Here is a 16,755-nt window from a genome sequence, read left to right on the forward strand (position 1 = left end):
CAATCCTGCAAAATGTCGCAATAGTTTGCATAATACAGCATTTTGACGCAGAGGGAAGAGGGCTGACAGGGGCAAGATGCAGGAGGATGAATCAGATGGGGAATGATTTCGGTGATATTAAGGAAATATCGGAATGAATGGAGAGGGAAAATAAAGCCCCGAAGGGCTGAAATTATTTACGTCCCAGCAGCAGACCGAGAACAATACCCACCGCGCCGGCGGCAATCAGCCCGGTTAGTGGATTATTTCTGACCGCTTCCGTCACATCAGAAACGGCATCGCTGGCCTGAGCAGCATATTTTTTAGCTGCACCTTTAACCTGATGTTTTGGTGAATCAACGAATTCACCAAACTGCTGCTGCGCTGAACCTGCAAGTTCATCAAATTTATTTTTTGCTTTGTCTTCAGCAAATTGCGTGTTTTTATCAGTATCGAAATCAGACATTTTGGCCTCCTTTTGTAGATACATAAAGGATAGCCTCTCTCGGGAAAGATGAGAGGCGAAACGCTAAATTACGGGGCAAATACGCCTGTTTTCAGATATATCTCCATGTCAGGAGCGCGTTATTTCTCCTTCTCATCCTGGCCGTAATAGAGCTTGCCGATCCGGATAAGCGGACGGCCCTGAGATTTACGGTGCAGGTTACTGTCCCGCAGGGAATATACACAGCCGCAATACTCCTGCTGGTAAAACTGTTCCCGCTTGCTGATCTCAATCATGCGTGAGGAGCCGCCCTGTTTGCGCCAGTTATAGTCCCAGTAGACCATGCCCGGATAGTGGGCCGCTGCACGCTGGCCGCAGTCATTGATCTGCTGCATATTCTTCCAGCGGGAGATCCCCAGCGAGCTGCTGATAACGCTAAAACCATTCTCTGCCGCATAAAGCGCGGTGCGCTCGAACCGCATGTCAAAGCACATGGTGCAGCGGACGCCGCGCTCGGGTTCCCACTCCATGCCTTTCGCGCGTTCAAACCAGTTATCGGTGTCGTAGTCGGCATCGACAAACGGCACGCCGTGTTTTTCGGCAAAACGAATGTTTTCCTCCTTACGGATGAGGTATTCCTTTTGCGGATGGATGTTGGGGTTATAGAAGAAAATGGTGTAATCAATGCCCGAAGCCTGAATCGCTTCCATGACTTCACCGGAGCAGGGGGCGCAGCAGGAGTGCAGCAGAAGTTTATCAGCGCAGTTCGGCAGGGTGAGTTGCGGGCGGATGAAGGGAGTTGTACTCATGTTGTTCTACAATATGTTAATGAAATTTATGGAATTGTAGCACAAGTTATCAGTCTCTTCAGACTGTACTGATGGGAACGGAAGATCCCGCCTGGTCGGGATCCTCGCGCTGAGCGGCGCCGCTATTCGGCAAATTTGAGCAGCGCTTCGCTGTCAAGACGGTAGCGTACCCATTCGGACTGCGGCAGCGCGCCGATGCTCAGGTAAAAATCAATGGCGGGCTGGTTCCAGTCCAGCACGCTCCATTCAAGGCGGCCACACTGCCGTTTTACCGCGAGCTGTGCGATATGTTTCAGCAGCGCTCTGCCCGCGCCTTTACCGCGATACGCCGGGGAAATGTACAGGTCTTCCATATAAATCCCGTTGCGTCCAAGCCAGGTCGAATAGCTGGTGAAGAACACGGCATAGCCGACGATCTTGCCTTCAAATTCCGCGATCAACGCCTCGGTTTTACTGCCCGCCCCAAAGAGGGTTTCCCGGATCTCTTCCGGCGTGGTTACCACCTCATCCGGTGCTTTTTCATATACCGCCAGCTCATAGATCATGGCGTAAATGGCTGCGGCATCTTCGGGACGGGCCTGACGAAGGGTTATGCTCATTGTTTTTCCTGTTTTTTTGCATCTGTTTCGATTGATGGCGTCAAGCATACGGAGTATTGTCCGAAGAATTAAGTGCAATGAAATCAACAAATGATGAATATTATGCATCCGGCGCTGAAACGTCTTGATTTAAACCTGCTGCCCGTTTTTGACGCCATTTACCGCCACCGTTCGGTTCGCCTGGCAGCCGACGAGCTGGCCATGAGCACTTCAGCACTGAGCCATGCGTTGTCGCGTTTGCGCACGACCCTCAACGATCCGCTCTTTTTTCGGGAAGGGCATCGTATGTCCCCCAGCGTGTATGCCGCTCAGCTTGCGCCTTCCATTGCTTCCGCACTGTCGTTTCTGAATCATGAGTTGACCCCGCAGCCGGAGTTTGACGCGGCCAGCAATACTGAAAGCTTACAAATTGGAATTACGGACTTTACCGTGCTGTGCATTTTCCCAGCGCTGATGCACAAACTGCAGCTTGCTGCCCCTGGGTTGCGTTTCGAATTGCGCTATCTGCCGCACAGCCCGGCGCTGACGGAACTGCTGGCGGGCGAAGTGGATCTCGCGCTGGGGTTCAGCACCCAGGATGATATCCGTCATCCGGAACTGGAAGAGATCGACTGGTTTAAAGATGAGTATGTGGTCATCAGCAACGCGCGTCGGACACGGTTGACGCTGAAGGATTACCTCGCTGCCCGACACCTGGTGGTGACGCCGTGGAATGAGAAGCAGGGCGTTCTTGACGTGCGGCTTGAGCAGCTGGGCTATACCCGCCAAATCGCGATCAAAACGCCGTCGATGCTCAGCGCGCCGTTTATCGTTGCGGAAAGCGACCTGCTGATGGCGATTCCTCGTTATGCCGCAGAGAAACTGATTGCGGCAGCGGAACTGAGGATTTTTCCTTTACCGTTTTCGATACAACCTTTTGAAGTGAAAATTTACTCGCATAAGCGCAGCGGTCAGCGGGGCGCAACCCGCTGGCTTAAAGAAGCGCTGCAGGTGCTGGCGCAGCAGGGGGAAAATTGATTAATGACATAGGCTATCTGAGTGATGCCCCGCGCTGCCGCAAGCAATCGACAGGCGCGCGGGGACCGTAACTGATAGGTTTCAGTGGGTATCTCAGTAAAATATATGTTAAGCATGCGGTCCCTGTAATGAGGGGGACAGCGGATCAAAAAGTTAATTCATTAAATGATTAGCTATTGCGGGGAACTCTTATTATCAAAGGCGTTGTCTCAAATCCGTGCGGGCATTTGCGCGCATTGCAATGCTCAGCATATGAGCAGTCTTCTGAATCCGGTTCTTTATTAAAAGGACAGGCCATTTTGTTTTTTATTTCGTGCCACAGGTTCTCATTGTATGGCGAGACGTTATAAAGGGTTATTTGGTTAAATACGCCATTTACAAAAATTCCATTTTTTGCTGCATGTATTCTGTCTCCGGGCAAAAGATAGATGTCACTCTCGTACCAAATTATTAATCTTAATAATTTTAAACCCACTATGTGCGAATAAACGACGCCTGTGTTAGGACAAATGACAGAACTTAATACTCGCCACGACATCATGCTTTTCTCCATCCATAAGATATTTTTACCTGGATTTAGGTTTAGCACGTGATGAGACATCGATCAATGCTGTAACTCATTGATATTGATCGTTATTTTAAAGTGTCCTGCTTTTTATCTATATATAACAATGATTTGCGGAACATGGTTTTGATAATTGTTATGAATTATCTATTAAACATGAAAAGAGGAGCGGTTTGATTTTGACCGTTTACAGATTCTGAACGCAAAAAATAACATTCCTGAGAGGGGTTTATTATTAAACAAAATTTAGTCATAACGGAAATAATTTCACTTCAATATGTTACCAGGTTTAAAGTTTAGAAAGTTTTTTGAATTATTATCAATGCTGCTTATTGATTCACCGAATAAAGGGTACTACAGCCGCTTTTTCGTGGGTTAGCCATAGAAAAGGGCTGAATTCGAATGCAGATGCCAGCATTTCAAAGAGAAATTATTCAGAATGCCTTATGTATGATTATGCTCTTCCAGAGCCTGGTTAGGATTCTTACCGTCAACGCATCGCTATCCGAATCAAACTGTGCTGTATAGGCAAATACCTTCAGGCTGATGCGTATCCAGAACGACTGTTTACATCAGGTTGCTTAAACAGGTACCATACCCCCCTATAGTATCAGGAGGGCGTATGCCGCATTCACCCGAAGATAAAAAACGTATTCTTACCCGCGTCCGCCGCATTCGGGGCCAGGTTGATGCCCTTGAGCGCGCGCTGGAGTCGGGCGAGCCTTGTCTGGCCATCCTGCAGCAAATTGCCGCCGTGCGCGGGGCTGCCAATGGCCTGATGGGCGAAATGGTTGAAATTCACCTCAAAGATGAGCTGGTGGCGGGAGAGACCACGCCGGATCAGCGAGCCGTACGCATGGCGGAAGTCGGCCATTTGCTGCGCTCTTATCTAAAATAAACCCACACACCTGACAAAAAGGGAAGACATGATGAAATCTCGCGCAGCTGTTGCATTTGGCCCCGGCCAGCCGCTGAAAATCGTCGAAATCGACGTCGCACCGCCGAAAAAAGGCGAGGTGCTGATCAAAATTACCCATACCGGCGTGTGTCATACCGATGCGTTTACGCTTTCCGGTGATGACCCGGAAGGCGTCTTCCCGGCGGTGCTGGGTCATGAAGGCGGTGGCGTTGTGGTGGAAGTGGGCGAGGGCGTGACCAGCCTGAAGCCGGGCGATCACGTTATCCCGCTGTACACCGCAGAATGCGGTGAGTGTAAGTTCTGTAAATCCGGCAAAACTAATCTTTGCCAGGCCGTGCGCGCCACTCAGGGCAAGGGCCTGATGCCGGACGGCACCACCCGTTTCTCCTACAACGGTGAGCCAATCTATCACTACATGGGCACCAGCACCTTCAGCGAATACACCGTTTGCGCGGAGATTTCGCTGGCGAAGGTGAACCCGCAGGCACCGCTGGATAAAGTCTGCCTGCTCGGCTGCGGCGTGACCACCGGCATTGGCGCGGTGCATAACACGGCCAAAGTCAAAGAAGGCGACACCGTGGCGGTGTTCGGTCTCGGCGGCATCGGCCTGGCGGTGATTCAGGGCGCGGTACAGGCGAAGGCCGGTCGTATCATCGCGGTCGATACTAACCCGGAGAAATTCAAGCTGGCGGGCGAAATGGGCGCGACCGATTTCGTGAACCCGAAAGATCACGAAAAACCGATTCAGGACGTCATCGTTGAGATGACCGACGGCGGCGTGGACTTCAGCTTTGAATGTATCGGCAACGTCAACGTAATGCGTTCCGCGCTGGAATGCTGCCATAAAGGCTGGGGCGAGAGCATCATCATCGGCGTGGCCGGGGCGGGTCAGGAGATCAAAACCCGTCCATTCCAGCTGGTGACCGGGCGCGTCTGGCGCGGTTCTGCGTTTGGCGGCGTGAAGGGGCGTACCCAGCTTCCGGGCATGGTTGAAGATGCGATGGTTGGAAAGATTCAGCTCGATCCGTTTATTACCCACCGTTTACCGCTGGAGCAGATCAACGAAGCGTTCGATCTGATGCACGAAGGAAAATCCATCCGTACCGTCATTCATTTCGGCGACAAGTAACTCTTCTGCCAGCGGTTTTTCGCCGCTGGCATTTCTTTAATAATCTTTACTAAAGTGTGACCAGTGCGGCGTTTTTAGCCGTAATTTAAATCTCAACCGTGCCGATGACTATCTAACAGGCGTGTTTTTACGCATCTTACCTATAAGAGAGTCGACGGTCATGGACAACACTACTTCGATGCAGGCGCAGCGCAAGCTGAGCTTCCTGCATCACATCAGGCTGGTTCCGCTGTTTTCCTCCATTCTCGGTGGCATTATTCTGCTGTTTGCCTTGAGCTCAGGTCTGGCGGGGTACTTCCTGCTGCAGGCAGATACCGATCAGCAGGATGTCACATCAGAAATTCAGGTGCGTATGGGGCTGTCCAACAGTTCAAACCATCTGCGCACCGCGCGTATCAATATGATCCACGCCGGGGCGGCAAGCCGTATCGCGGAGATGGATGCCATGAAGCAGAACATCCGCGAGGCAGAAACGCGTATTAAGCAGTCTCAGGATAGCTTTACCGCCTATATGAAGCGTCCCGTGCGCAGCGCTGCGGACGAAGCGCTGGATGCGGACCTGAAAGCACGCTATGACGCCTATATTGCGGGGCTGCAGCCGATGGTCAAATTTGCCAAAAACGGCATGTTCGAGGCCATCATCAATCACGAAAACGAAACCGCGCGCCCGTTGGATGACGCCTATAATGCGGTATTGCTGAAAGCGATTAAGATCCGCACCGACCGCGCGAATGCCCTGACGGCGCAGGCGCACAGCCGCACGCAGTTGGGCCTGATGTTTATGGTAGGCGCGTTTGCGCTGGCGCTGGTGCTGACGGCGCTGACCTTTATTGTGCTGCGCCGGACGGTCATTAATCCGCTCCAGCGTGCCGCCACCCGCATCGAGAATATCGCTAAGGGCGATTTAACGATGCCTGACGATGCGACGAGCCGCAGCGAAATTGGCCGACTGACGCGTGACCTGCAAACCATGCAGCACTCTCTGGAGACCACCGTTGGTACCGTGCGTCAGGGGGCAGAAGAGATCTACCGTGGAACCAGCGAAATTTCCGCCGGTAACACCGATCTCTCTTCGCGCACCGAGCAGCAGGCCGCGGCCATTGAGCAGACGGCCGCCAGCATGGAGCAGCTGACCGCGACGGTGAAACAGAACGCCGATAACGCGCATCATGCCAGCAAGCTGGCGGAAGATGCCTCCGGGAAAGCCAGCCGCGGCGGCCAGATGGTCTCCGGCGTGGTGAAAACCATGGGCAACATCTCAAGCAGTTCGAAGAAAATCTCTGAGATTACCGCGGTGATCAACAGCATCGCCTTCCAGACCAATATCCTGGCGCTTAACGCGGCGGTAGAAGCGGCGCGCGCGGGCGAGCAGGGACGCGGGTTCGCCGTGGTGGCCAGCGAAGTCCGAACTCTTGCAAGCCGCAGCGCCAACGCCGCAAAAGAGATCGAAAGCCTGATCAATGAATCGGTCTCTCTGATTGACCAGGGTTCCGGTGAGGTCGTTGCCGCAGGCAACACCATGAATGAAATCGTCGAAGCGGTGAAGCGCGTCACTGACATCATGCTGGAGATCGCCGCCGCGTCTGACGAGCAGAGCCGCGGTATCGTGCAGGTCAGCCAGGCCATTTCTGAGATGGATAAAGTGACGCAGCAGAACGCCTCGCTGGTGGAAGAGGCCTCCGCGGCGGCGGCGTCGCTGGAAGAACAGGGCGCACGATTGACCGAGGCGGTTGGCGCGTTTCGTCTGAACGGCACGAAGACTGGCCGCGTGGTAGCGTCTGCGCCAGTGGCAATGAGCACGCCGCTGCGTCCGGCGGTGACGGTTTCGGGGGATAACTGGGAGACGTTCTGAGTCGCCAGCCGTGTCGGGTGGCGCTTCGCTTACCCGACCTACCAAAGCTGGCCTACAAAAAAGGGACCTTTCGGTCCCTTTTTTCATCCGTTACTGCTTATCGGGTAACGCATACGCGATAACGTAATCACCGCGATCCGGTGACTGGCGCGCACCGCCCGCGTTAATGATGATGTACTGTTTACCGGTTTTCGGCGAAACGTAGGTCATCGGGCCGGACTGGCTGCCGACCGGCAGACGGTCCTTCCAGATCTCTTTCCCGGTGGCGGTATCAAACGCGCGCAGGTAGAAATCCTGGGTGCCGGCGAAGAACAGCAGGCCGGACTGGGTTGAGAGCGACGCGCCCAGCGTCGGCATCCCGATTGGGATCGGCATGTGCATGCGAATGCCCAGCGGACCGGTATCTTCCACGGTACCCACCGGAACCTGCCACACCAGCTTGCCGGTTTTCAGGTCAACGGCCGACATGGTCCCGAACGGCGGCTTCTGGCACGGAATACCCAGCGGCGACAGGAAGCGTTCGCGCATCGCGCCGAACGGAGTACCGTCCATCGGGACAATGCCCATCTCGATGCCGCTGGCGTTTTTCGCCACGTTAGCGCGCGGCACCATGTAGTTTGCCAGCCCCAGGCGCATATCGTTGACGAACATCAGGCTGTTGTTCGGGTCAACGGAGACGCTGCCCCAGTTCATCCCGCCGAGCGAGCCGGGGAACTGCAGGGAACGGTCGAGACCCGGCGGGGTGAAGACGCCCTGATGGCGCATCTCTTTGAACTGAATACGGCACAGCAGCAGGTCAACAGGCGTCGCCCCCCACATGTCGGATTCGGTCAGCGTCTGGTTGCCAATCATCGGCATGCCCACGGAATACGGCTGGGTCGGGGAGTAGCGTTCGCCTTCAACGTTACCCGCCGGGACAGGACGTTCTTCTACCTTCGCCACCGGCTTGCCGGTTTCACGGTTAAGCATAAAGATCATGCCCTGCTTGCTTGTCTGCACCAGCACCGGCGTGGTCCGCCTTTGCCGTCAGGCAGGTCGTACAGCAGCGGCTGGGAAGGCAGGTCGAAATCCCACAGGTCGTGGTGGGTGGTCTGGAAATGCCAGCGCACCTGACCGGTGGTCGCGTCCACGGCGACGATGGAGGAGCTGTATTTATCGTCCAGCGCGGTACGTTCGCCCGCCCAGAAGTCCGGGGTGGCGTTGCCGGTTGGCAGATAGATCAGGTTCAGCTTTGCATCGTAAGACATCGCAGACCAGACGTTCGGCGTACCGCGTGTGTAGGTCTGGCCTTCTGGCGGCAGGCCGGTGAGGTTCGGGTTACCCGGATCCCACGCCCAGGCAAGCTTACCGGTGTGAATGTCGTATGCGCGCACCACGCCCGGCGGCTCGCCGGTGGAGAAGTTATCCGCAACGCGACCGCCGACGACAACGACGTTTCCGGCCACCAGCGGCGTGGAGGTCTGCTGATAATAGCCCGGCTTGATCTCGCCCATGCCGATGCTCAGATCCACGGTGCCATGGTCGCCGAAGTCATCGCACACCTTGCCGGTATCCGCGTTGATGGCAATCAGACGGGCGTCGGTGGTTGGCAGGAACAGACGGCGAGGGCAGGCGGCAGGCTGCGTCTCTGTCTGTGACGTTGTCACGCTGGAGCGATCTTCAAAATAGCCCAGACCGCGGCAGCGCTGCCAGTTAGGCGCCGTTGCTTTGGAATCATAACGCCATTTTTCTTTCCCGGAATCCACGTCCAGCGCCAGCACTTTACTGTACGGGGTGCAGACATACAGCGTATCGCCAACCTGCAATGGCGTGTTCTGATCTTCCGCACCGGAGCCATTGCTCTGCGGAATATCCCCGGTGTGCGCCACCCACGCGACTTTCAGGTCGCTGACGTTTTGCTTGTTAATTTGATCCAGCGCGGCGAAGCGGTCGCCATGGGTGGTGTTGCCCCAGTGCTCCCAGTTCTTTTGCTGCTCGCCGGGTGTGACGGGCTTCACCGGAACGGGCTCGTTCGCCGTCACCAGGGTTTGCGGCTTAAACATCCACCCCAGGCTGACCAGCATCGCCACCGCCAGAACGGCCGCAACGGTAAACGCCGGTGCCTTATTCGAGGCGTTGTGGTTTGCCGCGCGCAGGAAAGGCCAGACGATGGCGCAAAGGAAGGCCAGTACGGCAAAGGTAAAGAGGCGTGAGAAGAGCGGCCAGAAATCCCAGCCCGCATCGCTTACCGCCCAGATCAGCGAGGCGATAAACGCGATGCCATAAAGCACGATCCCGCTGCTGCGATTGAGGAAAATCAGGAGCGCGGCAATGACCATCACCACGCCCATTATTACGAAGTAAAAACTTCCGCCTACGGTGGCGAGCTTAAAGCCCAGTCCGCCGACCGCCAGACCGATGAGCAACATCAGTCCGGCAAGGAGCCACTGCAGAATACGAGGTATTCCACGCGGCGCGCTGCCAAATGCCATTTCTGTCTCCTGTAAATCCCCCTTCGTGCTGTGTATGTACCAGTTGGGTAACAAAAGCGGGGGTGAAATGATTAATACGAATGAATCCGTGGTTATTAAACGATTTCACGAACCATTTGGTGAATTCACTGTTATGATAAAACTGTTAAATTGTTTTACGCAATTGTTAATGAATCATTCCGCATTATTTGATTAAGGCACAGGACAGTTCCCTCTCCCCTAAGGGGAGAGGGTTAGGGTGAGGGGGGTGTGAGAAGGGTCAAACCGGCATAGATTTACGGATAGCGCTCAGCAGCGTCTGCGCGCCTGTTGAGAGTGGCGCGTCAACCCGGGTCAAAATGCCGATGGGTTCACCGGCACCAGGAGAAGTGATTGGCAGGGCGGTCAGCGTGCCCTGACGTAAATCATCTTTTACCGCGCCCGAGGGGACGAACCAGACGTAGTCATAATCCAGCGTGAGCTGACGTGATAAGGAGGCCGAAAGCGTTTCGATACAGCCAGAAGGCAGCGTGCAACCTTGCATCTGCAGCAGTGCTTCCGCGGTCTGACGCGGGACGGTGCCTTTCGGGCAGACCACCACAGGCCATTCCATCACGCGGCTTAACGTCACGGTGTCCTGCAGCAGCGGGTGATCGGGACGAACCACCAGCTTCAGCGATTCCAGGAACAGCAGTTCGTAATTGAGACCGCCCATCAGTTCAGGGTCGGACATTCGACCGATACCGAGATCCAGTTCGCCGGATTTCAGCCCCGCGAGCAGCATGGTGTTATTCATGGTGGCAACCTGGATCGTGGTATGCCGCTGCTGTTTGTGGAACTGGCCGATAACGGGCGGCAGAATGCCCAGCGCCGCGGTTGGCAGCGCACCCACGCGCACCACCTCGCTGGATTGCTCTTCTTTTCGGTGCAGAGACTGGCCTGCGGTATTGAGGGCATCCAGCACCTTCACGGCGTGGGTGAGGAATTGTTCACCGACCAGGGTGAGCTGAGCGCCCAGCCGACCGCGATCAAACAGTCGGGCGCCGGTCAGTTGTTCCAGCTCGTTCAGCGTTTTCGAGAGAGCAGGCTGGCTCAGGTTGAGAGTTTCAGCCGCGCGCCCCAGCGTTCCCTGTTGAGCGACGGCCACAAATGTATGCAAATGGCGCAAGCGTATGCGCTGACTGAACAGACCATTTTTTTCCATAGGCGATGTTAAAAACAGAGCGATGCGGGTGACAAGCTAAGTTGTTTAATTTTGATAACCTGATAGCAAAATATTTTTAACATCTGATCTGTTTGAGTTACAACATATTTTTCGGTAGGGGCGATAAGCGAACGTCCTTGTTCATTTATTGCTCATTGCGGGGGGATAAATTGCAAACCGTTTTAGATTACGCCGTCACCGCCGTCAGAACACCAGACCTGACCGGAGGTAAAGGAACACTCATCCGAGGCCAGCGTGACGTACAGCGGGGCGATCTCCACGGGCTGGCCCGGACGCCCCAGCGGGGTATCGCCGCCGAACTCCTTCACTTTCTCCATTGGCTGGCCGCCGCTGGACTGCAGCACCGTCCAGTAAGGGCCGGGCGCAACCGCATTCACGCGAATGCCTTTCGGTCCCAGCTGTTTGGCTAAAGACTTGGTAAACACGGCCAGACAGGCTTTCGTCTGGGCGTAGTCCAGCAGTACGGGGCTGGGCTTCACCGCCTGAACGGAAGAAGTATTAATGATAACGGACGACGCTTTGAGATGGCGCAGGGCCGCCTTGGTGATCCAGAACGGGGCGTAAACGTTGGTTTTAAACGTCGCGTCAAAGTCTTCGGTGGTCAGCTCTTCCAGGGATTCCCGGTACTGCTGGCGACCGGCGTTATTGACCAGAATATCAAGCCCGCCCAGTTTCGAGACGGCTTCTTCGACCAGGTTCTGGCAAAAGGTTTCGTCCCGGACGTCCCCCGGCAGTGCGATGGCCTTGCGGCCTTCCGCTTTGATCAGGTCGATCACCTCGGCGGCATCTTTCTCTTCTTCAGGCAGATAGTTAATGGCAACGTCCGCACCTTCACGGGCATAAGCGATCGCCACCGCGCGGCCAATACCGGAGTCCCCACCGGTGATCAGCGCTTTTTTTCCGGCAAGACGCCCATGTCCTTTATAGCTTGTTTCGCCGTGGTCAGGGACAGGCTGCATTTCGGATGCCAGACCCGGCGGCGTTTGCGGTTGTTCCGGGAACGGGGGCTGCGGGTAAGCGTTCGTACGTTGTGTCGTATCACTCATAGCTGACTCCTTAAGCCAAGGGGTGAGATTTGATGGATAATTGCAGCGTTAACGCTTCGCAGAATTATTTCTGCATATGATCAACACGCACGACGGCAGGGGATGATTTTTTATCAAGCGAACCGTTGATGCTGATCATCTGGTCGGGTTTGACCGTTCTGCCATCGAAAACTGCCTGGGGAATAATAACGTCGATTTTTCCGGTTTTATCCTGAAATACAAACTTATCGCCGCTACCGTCAATAAGATTACCGCGTAGTGAAATAGTCGCGCCGTCGTGCATTTGTTTTGCCTGATCGATGGTCATAATACGCGCGTCGTCGGTTCCGCGATATCCGCTGTCAAGGGCGTGCGGAGGCGGCGGCGCTTCACCTTTCTGTAACCCGCCGTTATTATCTGCCCATGCGGCCGGAACCAGAAATATCAAAAAAGCGGAAATAAGTGATAATTTCATCTGATATCCTTCATTTTAAGTGTCTTGACTTATTAAGTATTGTTGCTATTCCTTTATGTGGCAAATGTGATAAGTCCTAAAAACATTCGCGTTAGAAATCAAAAGTATCGGATAATAAGCGAAACGGTGACGATGGCCATGAAACGTGAAAATGAAAGCTTACCCGGGATAGATGAAAGTTATCGCCTGCTGAGGTTTGAATATGCATTTCGTCAGGTGGGTTTTATCGTGCTCCTGGGTATTATCATTGCAGCCGTTGCCGGTCTGTTTTCCAGCGGAATGGTCAGCGATACGGCTAAAACGAATACTGCTGAATCCCTCACTGTTAACTATGAACGCTTTGGCAGACGGGAGACCGAGACCCGGATGCAGTTCGCGTTTCCGGTAAGGGTCGAGGGGATGAATACCATAAGCATCACCAGCGAAAGCAGCGATGCGTATGAGCCGGGCAGCGTCTGGCCGCAGCCAGACAAAATGTATAGTCACGAAAAAACCCTCTTTTTGGTCTATAACAACCTGAAAAAGTCTGACAGCTTCTCTGTGTTGTTCTTCACGACGCCTTCCAGAGCCGGTAAATGGAACACCGTCATCCGCGTCAACAACGAGCCGGAGGTTAACGTCTGGCAGTTTATTTACCCGTAGGAGCCTGATATGGATATGGTCTTTCGTGCGCTGGCGATTTATCTGTTCCTCGTGGTGGTATTTAAAGTAGCCGGACGACGCGCACTGCTGCAGATGACCAGCTTTGATCTCATTCTGCTTTTAATTATTAGTGAAGCGACCCAGCAGGCGTTGCTGGGGCAGGATTTTTCCGTCACCGGCGCGATGATTACGATTACCACGCTGGTGGTGGTTGACATTATTTTTGGTCTGATGAAAAAGTATTTTTCTCCGGTGGAGAATATTCTGGACGGCACGCCCGTGATTCTGGTTGAGGATGGCATCCCTTTAGCGGATAAACTTAAAAAAGTCGACGTCTCTTGCGATGATATTCTGGTATCGGCCCGGCAGAATAATGGTATTACAAAAATAGGTGATATTAAATATGCCATACTTGAGCGCAATGGACATATTTCAATCATTCCTTTCGAGAAATAAGAGGCGGCATGATGAGCAATCTTTTTCACGACCGAAATTATACTGTCAGTGAACTGACTAAAAAACTGGCGAGTAAATTAACCGATGCCGGGTTGCGTCTGACGACTGCGGAGTCCTGCACGGGCGGAAAGCTCTCGGTGGCGCTCTGCGCAGAAGAGAACACGGCCGATTTTTACGATGTCGGTCTGGTCGTATTCAGCGATGAAGCAAAACAGCGGATCCTCAGCGTGCGTCCTGAAACGCTGGCGCGGTATACCGCGGTCAGTGAACAGACGGTGACCGAGATGGCTGCCAGTATTCGTGACATCGCGCAGGCAGATATCAGCATTGCCATTAGCGGCTACGCGGGGCCGGAAGGCGGCGATGACGGCACGGCGGCGGGAACGGTCTGTTTTGCCTGGAATATAGGCGGTGAGACGGAAACCCGCACCGTCCTTTTCTCCGGAGACTGTCAGGATGTGGTGGAAAAAGCGGTGCAGTTTGCACTGGCTGAACTGGTGACAAAATTGTCAGACAGCAAAATTGAGTGAACTCATGCGGAGGTTCTATGGCAGTTGTAGTCATTACCGGCGGGACGGCAGGCGTGGGGAAGGCCACGGCGCTGCACTTTGCAAAGGCAGGATACCACGTGGGGATCATTGCCCGTGACGAAGCCAGCCTGCACTCTACTCAGGAAGAGCTGCGCCGCTTTGGCGTCAATGCGCACGCCGTGCAGGCGGACGTGGCCGACAGCCAGGCGGTGGTAGATGCTGCGAACGAGATTGAGTACCGCCTCGGGGCGATTGATGTGTGGGTCAACAATGCCATGGGGGCGGTGCTGGCACCGTTTCGTACCCTGACGCCGGACGAATTTCGCCGCGTTACCGAGGTGACCTACCTCGGCTTTGTCAACGGCACCCGCGCCGCGCTGGAGCTAATGGTGCCCCGCGACAGGGGCGTGATTATTCAGGTTGGTTCTGCGCTGGCCTACCGCTCCATTCCTTTGCAGTCGGCCTACTGCGGGGCCAAAGCGGCGATACGTGGGTTTACAGACGCGGTGCGTACCGAGTTGATGCATGAGAACAGCCGGGTTCAGCTTTCCATGGTGCAGATGCCGGGACTCAATACGCAGCAGTTCGAATGGGCAAGGAATAAGTTCGCCTGGACGATGCGCCCGGTGCCGCCGGTCTTTGAGCCAGAAGTGGCCGCCAGCGCCATCTTTAAGGTTGCACAGAAACCAGTGCGTGAACTGTGGGTGGGGAGCAGCACTATCCAGTCGATTGTCGGGCAGTTTCTCTTCCCGGGCTTTCTCGATCGGTTGATGGTGAAAAAGGCGTGGGAAGGACAGATGACCGACGAACTGAACGCGCCGGATCGCCGGGACTATCTCGACCAGCCGGTTAATGACCTGCATAAAATTCACGGGCGTTTTACTGACGAAGCGAAAACGCGTGCGCCCTCCGTTACCTCCGGCATGCCAGGCAAGGTGGCTCTGGGTGCCCTCGCGGTCGCGGGAGTGATGCTGACGCGTCTGATGACTCGCCGGAAAGGGTAATCAGCGCAGCGCGCTGCGGTGGGTCCAGAACCAGCGGTAGCCGTAGCCGCCAATACTGAGTTCGACGGTTTTGCCGCACACCAGCGCGTCGTCGTAGCGTTTGTCCGCGAGGCAGGCGGTCCAGGTGGCGTTGCGGATCCCTCTGGCGCTGAACGTCACCGGCTGGTCGCTAAAGTTAACGAACGTCAGGATGCTGCGTTCGTCGGTCTCGTAATAGATCCCCAGCACCGCGTCATGATCGAGAGTGATGAGACGAAAGGGCGCCACGGCAATTTCGGGGAACTCCGAGCGGGTATTAGCAATATCGATAATCCGGTGCAGAAGCGAGTTGCGGTGGAGCAGCGAATCGGCAACGTTGATTTTCTGATAGCGGTAAGGGCCGTGGTCGATAATCGGTGCGATAAATTTTTCAGGATCGGCAGCGGAAAAACCGCCGCCCTGTGAGCCCGCCCACTGCATCGGGGTGCGAACGGCGTAGCGTTCCTCCAGCTCCAGGTCGTCACCCATGCCGATTTCATCGCCGTAGCGCATCACCGGGACGCCGGGCAGAGAAAAGAGCACCGCGTGGCAGAACGCCAGCCGCTTTGGATCGCCATTCAGCATCGGCGCCAGGCGGCGGCGGATCCCGCGCTGATAGACGTTCATCTCTTCGTCAGGGGCAAACGTGTCGAGGACAAACTGTTTATCTTTTTTGCTAATTCCCTCGAGATCCAGCTCATCGTGGTTGCGCAGCCAGTTGGCAAAACAGCAGGAATCAGGTGGGACGATCATCTTTTTTACCGCGTTGCGCAGCGGGCGGGCGCTTTTTCTGGCCAGGCTGACGTAGAAATACTTGTTGAGCCAGAAGTTGAGCACCAGATGCAGGCGGTCGTTATTGCCGAAATAGTCTTTATAAACCTCAACGTCTACATCCACTTCGCCGAGCAGGATGGCGTCCGGGTTACGCTGTTCGATGAGACGGCGCATGTGCTCCAGGATCCACAGCCCCTTTTTTTCATCACCGTTGCCCGCCTGCTTCGTGAGATGTGATGCGGCATCCAGGCGAAATCCCGATACCCCCAGCTTGAGCCAGAAGAGGATAATATTTTCAATTTCTTTAAGCACGGCGGGCGAGGTCAGGTTCAGATCTGGCTCGTGGCGGTAAAACATGTGCCGGTAATATTGTCCGGCCTCGTCATCCCAGCTCCAGATACTTTTTTCCACGCCGGGGAACATGGGGGGCGTGTCGTCGTCGTCGTTATCCGACCAGAGGTAGTAGTCGCGATAGGGCGAGGCGGGATTGCGGCGGGCCTGCTGGAACCAGGGATGAGCGTCCGAGGTGTGCTGGATCAGCAGTTCAATAATGACCTGCATGCCCAGTTCACGGGCCTGTTCGATAAAGGCGATGATATCGGCCAGCTTTCCGAAGCGGGGATCCACCTGCAGATGGTCGCTGACGTCATAGCCTTCATCCAGAAAGGGCGTGAGGTAAAACGGGGTGATCCAGATTACCGTCGCCCCCATGCGGCGAATATAGCGCAACTTGGCCACGATCCCGGCGATGTCCCCGCAGCCATCGCCGTTCATATCGTAAAAAAGCGCGGTATCAATCTGGTAGATAATGGCCCGTGTATGCCAGTCCGTCATAGCGTTCC

General features: G+C 54.9%; 16 protein-coding genes and 1 pseudogene. 8 read left to right on the plus strand and 9 right to left on the minus strand.

Annotated features, from left to right (window positions below; translation table 11 throughout):
- Positions 1-172: 172 nt before the first annotated feature.
- The 3 genes from MX657_RS11245 to MX657_RS11255 all read right to left on the minus strand — a co-directional run bounded on the left by MX657_RS11245 (position 173) and on the right by MX657_RS11255 (position 1,832).
- Positions 173-445 carry a DUF883 family protein gene (locus MX657_RS11245; RefSeq protein WP_119915592.1) on the minus strand — a complete coding sequence of 91 codons (273 nt, stop codon included), beginning with the start codon at positions 443-445 and terminating at the stop codon, positions 173-175.
- A gap of 119 nt (positions 446-564) precedes the next feature.
- The gene (locus tag MX657_RS11250) at positions 565-1,233 is read right to left on the minus strand and encodes an epoxyqueuosine reductase QueH (RefSeq protein WP_346808508.1); all 669 of its coding nucleotides are present in this window, start codon (positions 1,231-1,233) and stop codon (positions 565-567) included.
- 122 nt (positions 1,234-1,355) lie between these two features.
- Positions 1,356-1,832, minus strand: coding sequence for a GNAT family N-acetyltransferase (locus MX657_RS11255; protein ID WP_346808509.1), 477 nt, complete (start codon positions 1,830-1,832; stop codon positions 1,356-1,358).
- A gap of 90 nt (positions 1,833-1,922) precedes the next feature.
- Between MX657_RS11255 and MX657_RS11260 the strand changes: the two genes are divergently transcribed.
- On the plus strand, positions 1,923-2,849 hold the full coding sequence (locus tag MX657_RS11260) for a LysR family transcriptional regulator (RefSeq protein ID WP_346808510.1): 927 nt from the start codon (positions 1,923-1,925) through the stop codon (positions 2,847-2,849).
- A gap of 169 nt (positions 2,850-3,018) precedes the next feature.
- Here the strand turns inward: MX657_RS11260 and iraM are convergent, their stop codons facing one another.
- A complete protein-coding gene (gene iraM, locus MX657_RS11265) occupies positions 3,019-3,450 on the minus strand; it encodes an anti-adapter protein IraM (protein WP_336431796.1) in 432 nt (143 codons plus the stop codon).
- A 586-nt stretch (positions 3,451-4,036) separates the two neighbouring features.
- On the opposite strand from iraM, the gene MX657_RS11270 reads away from it, so the two are divergent.
- The 3 genes from MX657_RS11270 (at position 4,037) to MX657_RS11280 (ending at position 7,314) form a co-directional block, all read left to right on the plus strand.
- Positions 4,037-4,312 carry a metal/formaldehyde-sensitive transcriptional repressor gene (locus MX657_RS11270; RefSeq protein ID WP_080327146.1) on the plus strand — a complete coding sequence of 92 codons (276 nt, stop codon included), beginning with the start codon at positions 4,037-4,039 and terminating at the stop codon, positions 4,310-4,312.
- Between the two features lie 31 nt (positions 4,313-4,343).
- On the plus strand, positions 4,344-5,462 hold the full coding sequence (locus MX657_RS11275; RefSeq protein ID WP_080327145.1) for an S-(hydroxymethyl)glutathione dehydrogenase/class III alcohol dehydrogenase: 1,119 nt from the start codon (positions 4,344-4,346) through the stop codon (positions 5,460-5,462).
- A gap of 160 nt (positions 5,463-5,622) precedes the next feature.
- Positions 5,623-7,314 (plus strand): methyl-accepting chemotaxis protein, encoded by a 1,692-nt coding sequence (locus MX657_RS11280; protein ID WP_346808511.1) that lies wholly within the window; start codon positions 5,623-5,625, stop codon positions 7,312-7,314.
- Between the two features lie 90 nt (positions 7,315-7,404).
- Here the strand turns inward: MX657_RS11280 and MX657_RS11285 are convergent.
- From MX657_RS11285 to MX657_RS11300, 4 genes and pseudogenes are all read right to left on the minus strand, one after another.
- Positions 7,405-9,785, minus strand: a pseudogene (locus MX657_RS11285) (glucose/quinate/shikimate family membrane-bound PQQ-dependent dehydrogenase).
- Positions 9,786-10,044: 259 nt separating this feature from the next.
- Positions 10,045-10,968, minus strand: coding sequence for a LysR substrate-binding domain-containing protein (locus MX657_RS11290; RefSeq protein WP_080327142.1), 924 nt, complete (start codon positions 10,966-10,968; stop codon positions 10,045-10,047).
- A 182-nt stretch (positions 10,969-11,150) separates the two neighbouring features.
- Positions 11,151-12,035, minus strand: a complete 885-nt coding sequence (locus MX657_RS11295) for an SDR family oxidoreductase (protein WP_080327141.1) — start codon at positions 12,033-12,035, stop codon at positions 11,151-11,153.
- A 64-nt stretch (positions 12,036-12,099) separates the two neighbouring features.
- Entirely contained in the window at positions 12,100-12,489 is a 390-nt protein-coding gene (locus tag MX657_RS11300; protein ID WP_080327140.1) for a YdeI family stress tolerance OB fold protein, read from the minus strand.
- A gap of 138 nt (positions 12,490-12,627) precedes the next feature.
- On the opposite strand from MX657_RS11300, the gene MX657_RS11305 reads away from it, so the two are divergent.
- The 4 genes from MX657_RS11305 to MX657_RS11320 are packed head-to-tail and all read left to right on the plus strand — an operon-like array spanning position 12,628 to position 15,121.
- Complete coding sequence (locus tag MX657_RS11305) at positions 12,628-13,131, plus strand: hypothetical protein (protein ID WP_346808512.1); 504 nt, start codon at positions 12,628-12,630, stop codon at positions 13,129-13,131.
- Positions 13,132-13,140: 9 nt separating this feature from the next.
- Positions 13,141-13,587, plus strand: coding sequence for a DUF421 domain-containing protein (locus tag MX657_RS11310; protein ID WP_080327139.1), 447 nt, complete (start codon positions 13,141-13,143; stop codon positions 13,585-13,587).
- Positions 13,588-13,598: 11 nt separating this feature from the next.
- On the plus strand, positions 13,599-14,117 hold the full coding sequence (locus tag MX657_RS11315) for a 2-oxo-tetronate isomerase (protein ID WP_080327138.1): 519 nt from the start codon (positions 13,599-13,601) through the stop codon (positions 14,115-14,117).
- A 17-nt stretch (positions 14,118-14,134) separates the two neighbouring features.
- On the plus strand, positions 14,135-15,121 hold the full coding sequence (locus MX657_RS11320; RefSeq protein WP_346808513.1) for an SDR family oxidoreductase: 987 nt from the start codon (positions 14,135-14,137) through the stop codon (positions 15,119-15,121).
- Here the strand turns inward: MX657_RS11320 and MX657_RS11325 are convergent, their stop codons facing one another.
- Positions 15,122-16,747 carry an alpha-amylase family protein gene (locus MX657_RS11325; protein WP_346808514.1) on the minus strand — a complete coding sequence of 542 codons (1,626 nt, stop codon included), beginning with the start codon at positions 16,745-16,747 and terminating at the stop codon, positions 15,122-15,124.
- Between the last annotated feature and the right edge of the window lie 8 nt (positions 16,748-16,755).

The sequence above is a fragment of the Enterobacter chuandaensis genome, from assembly GCF_039718975.1.
Lineage (GTDB): Bacteria > Pseudomonadota > Gammaproteobacteria > Enterobacterales > Enterobacteriaceae > Enterobacter > Enterobacter chuandaensis.